Genomic DNA, 5,754 nt, shown 5'->3' on the forward strand with positions numbered 1-5,754 from the left:
TCGGTCACCAGTGCCGCCGTAAGCCAGCCAAGGCCGATGCCGATGACGGCGCCCGGCATCATGTCGACCAGCATCTTGCGGTCGTAAACGCCCCACCACGTCCACACCGAGACGATGTCCATCAGGCACAGGATCGGCAGCAGGATGGCCGCCGCCTGCACCGGCGGCATGGTCAGCGCCATCAGCGGCACGCCGACGAAACCGACGGCACCGCCAAAGCCGCCCTTCGACAGGCCGACCAGAATGACCGCCGGAATGGCGGCCGCATAGAACCACGGATCGAGAAGCAGGCCTGACATGGGAGGGGACTGGTCCGGAGGGAAAGCGTGTCGACGCTTGAATAGCCCAGAATGTCGGGCGGAGCGACAGCAAATATGAGCGTGGCGGCTGCACATGCGGGCCGACGCAGGCCTGTGCCTACCGACGCGCCGAGACCAGCAGGAACATCGGCCGCTCGAGCTCTTCCGCCAGTTCGGGTTTGGCCGCGATCTGCTCTGATGTCGGACGGAACTCCTCGACATGCGCGATGGTGAAGCCGGCCTGCAGGAGAGCGTTGAGCGTGGTGCCGATCGTGCGGTGATGTTTCACGACGCCCTTGGCCAGCCAGTCCGTGCTGCGCGGTCCTTCCACCAGATACTGGTCGACAGGCCACGTCTTTCGGCCTTCGCTATCGATCACCCAGCCGGGTTTGGTCGGCGCCATGAAGATCGGATGTTCCGTCGAAAAGACGAAATGCCCGCCAGGCGCCAGGGCCCGATGCACGGTCCCGAACAGACGCGACACATCCTCGACATAGTGCAAGGCGAGCGAACTGTAGACGAGATCGAAGCTGGCTTCCGGCAGGCTGAGCCGATCGAGATCGGCCGTCTCATAGCTTATCCCTGCATCCGGGCCGGCGGCCCTTGCTCGGGCAAGCATCTTCTCCGACAGGTCCAGGCCAAGCACCTGCGCCGCCCCATGCTCGCGTGCCCAGCGGCAGAACCAGCCGAAGCCGCAGCCGAGATCGACGACCCTCAAGCCGCCGACATCGGGCAGCATCGCGCGCATTGCCGGCCACTCGGCGGCACCCTCCAGCCCTTCGACCGAACGGCCGAGTTGGCTGTAGCCTGCGAAGAAATCCTCACGGTCGTATATGTTCTGCGCCATGACAGTCTCGGTCTCATTTGGTCGGCACACTAACCAAGCGGCCACCGGCTTTCCACCCGGCTCGATCAGGAGGCATGCAAGACCTTTGCCCTATCCCGAGAAGCAGCCGCGTCGAGCGGTGGCGGCCGCCGCCGGATCGGCTGCGCCTTGATGATGGCGGTGCTTGTCTCCGCCTTGTCGGCGATACGGTCGAGAATCCCGTCGAGATCGCCGATCGAGCGTACGAACAGCCGGGCGACGAAGCAGTCATCGCCCGTTACCTTGTCGCATTCGCCGAATTCGGGGATGTCCTCGATCAGCTTCTGAACGATGTGCAGCTTGCCCGGCAGAGGCCGGATGCGCACGATCGCCTGCAAGGTATAGCCGAGCGCGAGCGGATCGATCTCGACGGTGAACGCCCGGATGACGCCGCGCTCCTCGAGTCGTCGCAGCCGCTCCGAAACGCTTGGCGACGACAGCCCGACCTGGGCGGCCAGCTCCTTCAGCGAGGTCCGCGCATCCTTGATCAGGATTTCAAGGAGATTTCGGTCGAGATCGTCCAGCATCTTTTTCCTTTTCCCGACAGCTTGGAGCTTTCTCCTAATATAATTAGGCCAATAGGCCATACACCCTTTCCAATCTGATGGAAAGCTTCGCGACCGCATGAGATTATGGCGGCTCAACCGATAAGGAGGTTTGTTGTGAACGAGACAGTACGCGGCACGGTCGAAATGTCCGCCGCAATGGCCATCCTGGGAACGATCGGATGGTTCGTCGTCCTGTCCGGCCAGCCGATCATGGATGTGGTGTTTTGGCGTTGCGCTTTCGGCGCGCTGACGCTGCTCATCATCTGCGCCGGGCTGGGGTTGCTGCGCAACAGGCTGTCGCTGCGCATCATCGGCATCGCCGCGCTCGGCGGCGTCGCCATCGTCGTCAACTGGCTTTTGCTGTTCAGCGCTTTCTCGCGCGCGTCGATCTCGATCGCCACCGCCGTCTACAACACGCAGCCCTTCATGCTGGTCGGCTTCGGCGCGCTCTTCTTCGCCGAGCGGCTGAGCCTGACCAAGCTGACCTGGCTGACCATCGCCTTCGCCGGCATGGTGCTGATCGTGCAGTCGGCTCCCGATGCCGGCCCCAATGCCGGCATGGCCGGCACGGATTATTTCACCGGCATCGTCATGGCATTGGGCGCGGCCTTCTTCTGGGCCGTCGCCGCCATCGTCACCAAGAAGCTCAAGGGCACGCCACCGCATCTGATTGCGCTGATACAGGTCTGCGTCGGCGTCGTCATGCTGGCGCCGTTCGCCAATCTATCCCGGCTTCCAGCCGATGCCTGGAGCTGGACCATGCTGGCGACGCTCGGCATCGTCCACACCGGCCTGATGTACATACTGATGTACGGCGCCATCCAGAAGCTGCCGACGCATCTGCAGGGATCGCTGTCGTTCATCTATCCCGTCGTCGCCATCCTGGTCGACGTCGTCGCCTTCGGCCATCGGCTGCATCTGAGCCAGGTCGTCGGCGCCACCGCCATCCTGATCGCCGCCGCCGGCATGAATCTCGGCTGGACGCTGTGGAAGGGCAAACCGCCCGTCGCGAGCCCGCACCCGATCAAGTGAAGCGGCCCGCCGGCTGCCCGGCGGATCAAACATCGCGATCCCGACTGCCCGCCTGTTCAAGGCGGGCACTTTGCTCTATGCCGCAATCCAACCATCTTCGCCCGGCATAGGCGAAACGCGGGACCCGAAGAACCATGAATGAAGCAACGCCCCCCAATCGCTGTCGCATCGCGCTGATCGCGCCGCCCGGCGTGCCGGCGGCCCGTATTGTCACGGCATTCGATGGTGGCGATGTCGCTTCGCTGATCCTGCCCGAGAACGGCATGGATGAAGCCTCCTTCCAGGCTTTCGCCGAACAGATCGTGCCGGCAGCGCAAGCCGCCGGCGTTGCTGTCATCATCGCCGGCGACACCCGCATAGCCGGCCGCGTCCAGGCCGACGGCATCCATGTCGAAGTCTCCAAGGCCGAACTCGCCGAGACAATCGAGCATTCCCAGGCAAAGATGATGGTCGGCACCGGCGGCGCCAAGACGCGTGACGACGCGCTCGAGCTTGGCGAGACGCGGCCAGACTACATTTTCTTCGGCCGCTTCGGCTACGACAACAAGCCCGAACCGCACCCGCGCAACCTGTCGCTCGGCGCATGGTGGGCGGACATGATCCAGATCCCTTGCATCGTCATGGCCGGATCCGACATCGCCTCGGTCGAAGCCGTGGGCGCCACCGGCGCTGAATTCGTGGCGCTGTCGAGCGCCGTGTTTGCCGACGGCACCGATCCCAGGACAGCGGTCGCCACCGCCAACGCGCTGCTCGACGAGACCGCGCCGCGCTTCGAGGACTGAAATGTCCTCGGCGACGCTTCCCCTCCAGGCTCTGCTTGCGGTGCTGATGGTCCAGGCGGCGGCCGCGGAGACCATCCCCTTGCCGCAGCCCAAGCCGGAAATCGGCGTCCACACCGATAAGCCGATCGACAAGCCGTTGCCGCAGCCCGCCACCACGGCCGAGCCTGCGCCGCTGCCGTCGGCCGACGCCGTCAATCCCGACCGCTTCGGCGCAAAACCCGCCGACGCGGCCTATGGCGCCTTCCAGCGCGGCCTCTACAAGACAGCTTACAATCTGGCATTGGTCCGGGCGCAAAACGGCGACCCGGCGGCGCAGACCCTGGTGGCCGAGATCCTGTCGCGAGGTCTCGGTGTACCGGTCAATTCGGCGCAGGCGGCGAAATGGTACGCCTTGGCCGCCGAACAGGGTGTGCCGGAATCGCAGTTCCAGTATGCGCTGATGCTGCTCGACGGCCGCTATGTCAAAAAGGATGGAAAAGAGGCCTACGCCCTGATGCAGGCCGCAGCCGAAGCCGGCAACCGGCTGGCGCAATTCAATTTCGCGCAGATGCTGGTCCAGCAGGACCCCGGCGACGCCGGTATGGCCAAGGCGGTCTCCTACTATGAACGCGCCGCTGCGACCGGCCTCGCGGACGCGCAATATGCAATGTCGCAGATCTACGCCAACGGTGTCGGCGGCAAGCCACGCGACGATGCCCAGGCAAGGCGCCTGCTGGCGCAGGCCGCAAGGCAGAACTACGACACCGCGCAAATCGATCTCGCCGCCTGGATGATCGAAGGCCGCGGCGGTGCGCGCGACCTGAAATCCGCCTTCGGCTGGATGAAGCAGGCGGCGGAGGGCGGCAATGTTGCCGCCCAGAACCGCCTGGCCAAGCTCTATATGCAAGGCATCGGCACCGATCCGGACCTGGTCCTTGCCGGTGCCTGGTACATCATTGCCCGCCGCGCCGGCCTCATCGATCCGCAGATGGACGACTTCCTGCAGGGGCTGGACGACGACCAGACCAAGCAGGCGCTGCAGAAGGCCAACCGGCTGCCTTGACGGCGGCCCGCGCGGTCATTGCGAGTGTCGCCTCGGCTGCCCTCGCCTGGCACCAACCTGCCCGCTCCCTTGCCTCTTCTGGCGATTTGTGGTCTTGGGAGCCCGAAATCGCTTTCCCAGCGAATATCCCTTACCGACGGCGTGGCCGTAGGCATCATTCCGGATCATCTCATCATGGCCAAGATCAATGGCAACGAAATCCGTCCCGGCTATGTCATCGAGCATGATGGCGGCCTTTGGGTGGCGGTCAGGACCAACACCGTCAAGCCTGGCAAGGGCGGCGCCTACAATCAGGTCGAACTGAAGAACCTCATCAACGGCACCAAGCTCAACGAGCGCTTCCGCTCGGCCGAGACGGTCGAACAGATCCGGCTCGACCTGAAGGATTTTTCCTTCCTCTACGCGCAGGAAGACGCCCTGGTGTTCATGGACACCCAGAGCTACGAGCAGCTCGAATTGAACAAGGACTTCGTCGGCGATCGCGCCGCCTTCCTGCAGGACGGCATGATGGTAACGGTCCAACTCTACGAAGAGCGGCCGATCGGCATTTCGCTGCCCGACTATGTGACGCTGACCATCACCGAGGCCGACCCGGTGGTGAAGGGCCAGACGGCGGCATCGTCCTACAAGCCGGCGATCCTGGAGAACGGCATCCGCGTCCTGGTGCCGCCCTTCATCGGCGCCGGCGAACGCATCATCGTCGACACCAACGAAATCACTTACGTGCGCCGCGCCGACTGACGCATGTCCCCCAACAGTGGCCCGGTTCCGGGTCACCGACATGCATCGAGGCAGAATTTAAAGCGCAGCACCGGGAAAAAGCACTATGGCACGCTCAGCCCTTCTCAACGTCATGGTCCAGGCCGCAATGAAGGCCGGCCGCTCGCTGTCGCGCGACTTCGGCGAAGTGCAGAACCTGCAGGTCTCGATGAAGGGCCCCGGCGACTATGTCAGCCAGGCCGACCGCAAGGCCGAGGACATCGTCTTCGCCGAACTGTCCAAGGCACGGCCCGGCTATTCCTTCCTGATGGAGGAGCGCGGCGTGGTCGAAGGCGACGACGGCCAGCATCGCTGGATCGTCGACCCGCTCGACGGCACCACCAATTTCCTGCACGGCATTCCGCTCTTTGCCGTTTCGATCGCGCTGGAGCGCCAGGGCCAGATCGTCGCCGGCGTCATCTACAAT

8 protein-coding genes are annotated in these 5,754 nt (G+C 64.2%); 5 read left to right on the forward strand and 3 right to left on the reverse strand.

What is annotated here, in order from left to right; translation table 11 throughout:
- From EOA22_RS22550 to EOA22_RS22560, 3 genes are all read right to left on the reverse strand, one after another.
- Positions 1 to 299: TSUP family transporter (locus tag EOA22_RS22550; RefSeq protein WP_164755737.1), on the reverse strand; the 299-nt coding region annotated here is incomplete at its 3' end.
- A gap of 118 nt (positions 300 to 417) precedes the next feature.
- A complete protein-coding gene (locus EOA22_RS22555) occupies positions 418 to 1,146 on the reverse strand; it encodes a class I SAM-dependent methyltransferase (protein ID WP_024502917.1) in 729 nt (242 codons plus the stop codon).
- A 65-nt stretch (positions 1,147 to 1,211) separates the two neighbouring features.
- Positions 1,212 to 1,691 carry an Lrp/AsnC family transcriptional regulator gene (locus tag EOA22_RS22560; protein ID WP_063169202.1) on the reverse strand — a complete coding sequence of 160 codons (480 nt, stop codon included), beginning with the start codon at positions 1,689 to 1,691 and terminating at the stop codon, positions 1,212 to 1,214.
- Between the two features lie 135 nt (positions 1,692 to 1,826).
- Here EOA22_RS22560 and EOA22_RS22565 point away from each other — a divergent pair, with 135 nt between their 5' ends.
- From EOA22_RS22565 to EOA22_RS22585, 5 genes are all read left to right on the forward strand, one after another.
- Positions 1,827 to 2,744 (forward strand): DMT family transporter, encoded by a 918-nt coding sequence (locus EOA22_RS22565; protein ID WP_027162529.1) that lies wholly within the window; start codon positions 1,827 to 1,829, stop codon positions 2,742 to 2,744.
- 134 nt (positions 2,745 to 2,878) lie between these two features.
- Positions 2,879 to 3,526 carry a thiamine phosphate synthase gene (locus EOA22_RS22570; protein ID WP_127390224.1) on the forward strand — a complete coding sequence of 216 codons (648 nt, stop codon included), beginning with the start codon at positions 2,879 to 2,881 and terminating at the stop codon, positions 3,524 to 3,526.
- 1 nt (position 3,527) lies between these two features.
- Entirely contained in the window at positions 3,528 to 4,568 is a 1,041-nt protein-coding gene (locus EOA22_RS22575; RefSeq protein WP_013529128.1) for a tetratricopeptide repeat protein, read from the forward strand.
- A 174-nt stretch (positions 4,569 to 4,742) separates the two neighbouring features.
- On the forward strand, positions 4,743 to 5,309 hold the full coding sequence (gene efp, locus EOA22_RS22580; protein ID WP_013529127.1) for an elongation factor P: 567 nt from the start codon (positions 4,743 to 4,745) through the stop codon (positions 5,307 to 5,309).
- An 85-nt stretch (positions 5,310 to 5,394) separates the two neighbouring features.
- The coding region (locus EOA22_RS22585) for an inositol monophosphatase family protein (protein ID WP_281040777.1) at positions 5,395 to 5,754 on the forward strand (360 nt) is incomplete at its 3' end.

The sequence above is a fragment of the Mesorhizobium sp. M7A.F.Ca.US.014.04.1.1 genome (assembly GCF_003998745.1).
Classification (GTDB): Bacteria; Pseudomonadota; Alphaproteobacteria; order Rhizobiales; family Rhizobiaceae; genus Mesorhizobium; species Mesorhizobium ciceri.

Bases quoted from the DNA above. Each gene is read 5' to 3' on its own strand.
- EOA22_RS22555 (WP_024502917.1), bottom strand. From the start codon at position 1,146: ATGGCGCAGAACATATACGACCGTGAGGATTTCTTCGCAGGCTACAGC.
- EOA22_RS22560 (WP_063169202.1), bottom strand. From the start codon at position 1,691: ATGCTGGACGATCTCGACCGAAATCTCCTTGAAATCCTGATCAAGGAT.
- EOA22_RS22570 (WP_127390224.1), top strand. From the start codon at position 2,879: ATGAATGAAGCAACGCCCCCCAATCGCTGTCGCATCGCGCTGATCGCG.
- EOA22_RS22575 (WP_013529128.1), top strand. From the start codon at position 3,528: ATGTCCTCGGCGACGCTTCCCCTCCAGGCTCTGCTTGCGGTGCTGATG.
- efp (WP_013529127.1), top strand. From the start codon at position 4,743: ATGGCCAAGATCAATGGCAACGAAATCCGTCCCGGCTATGTCATCGAG.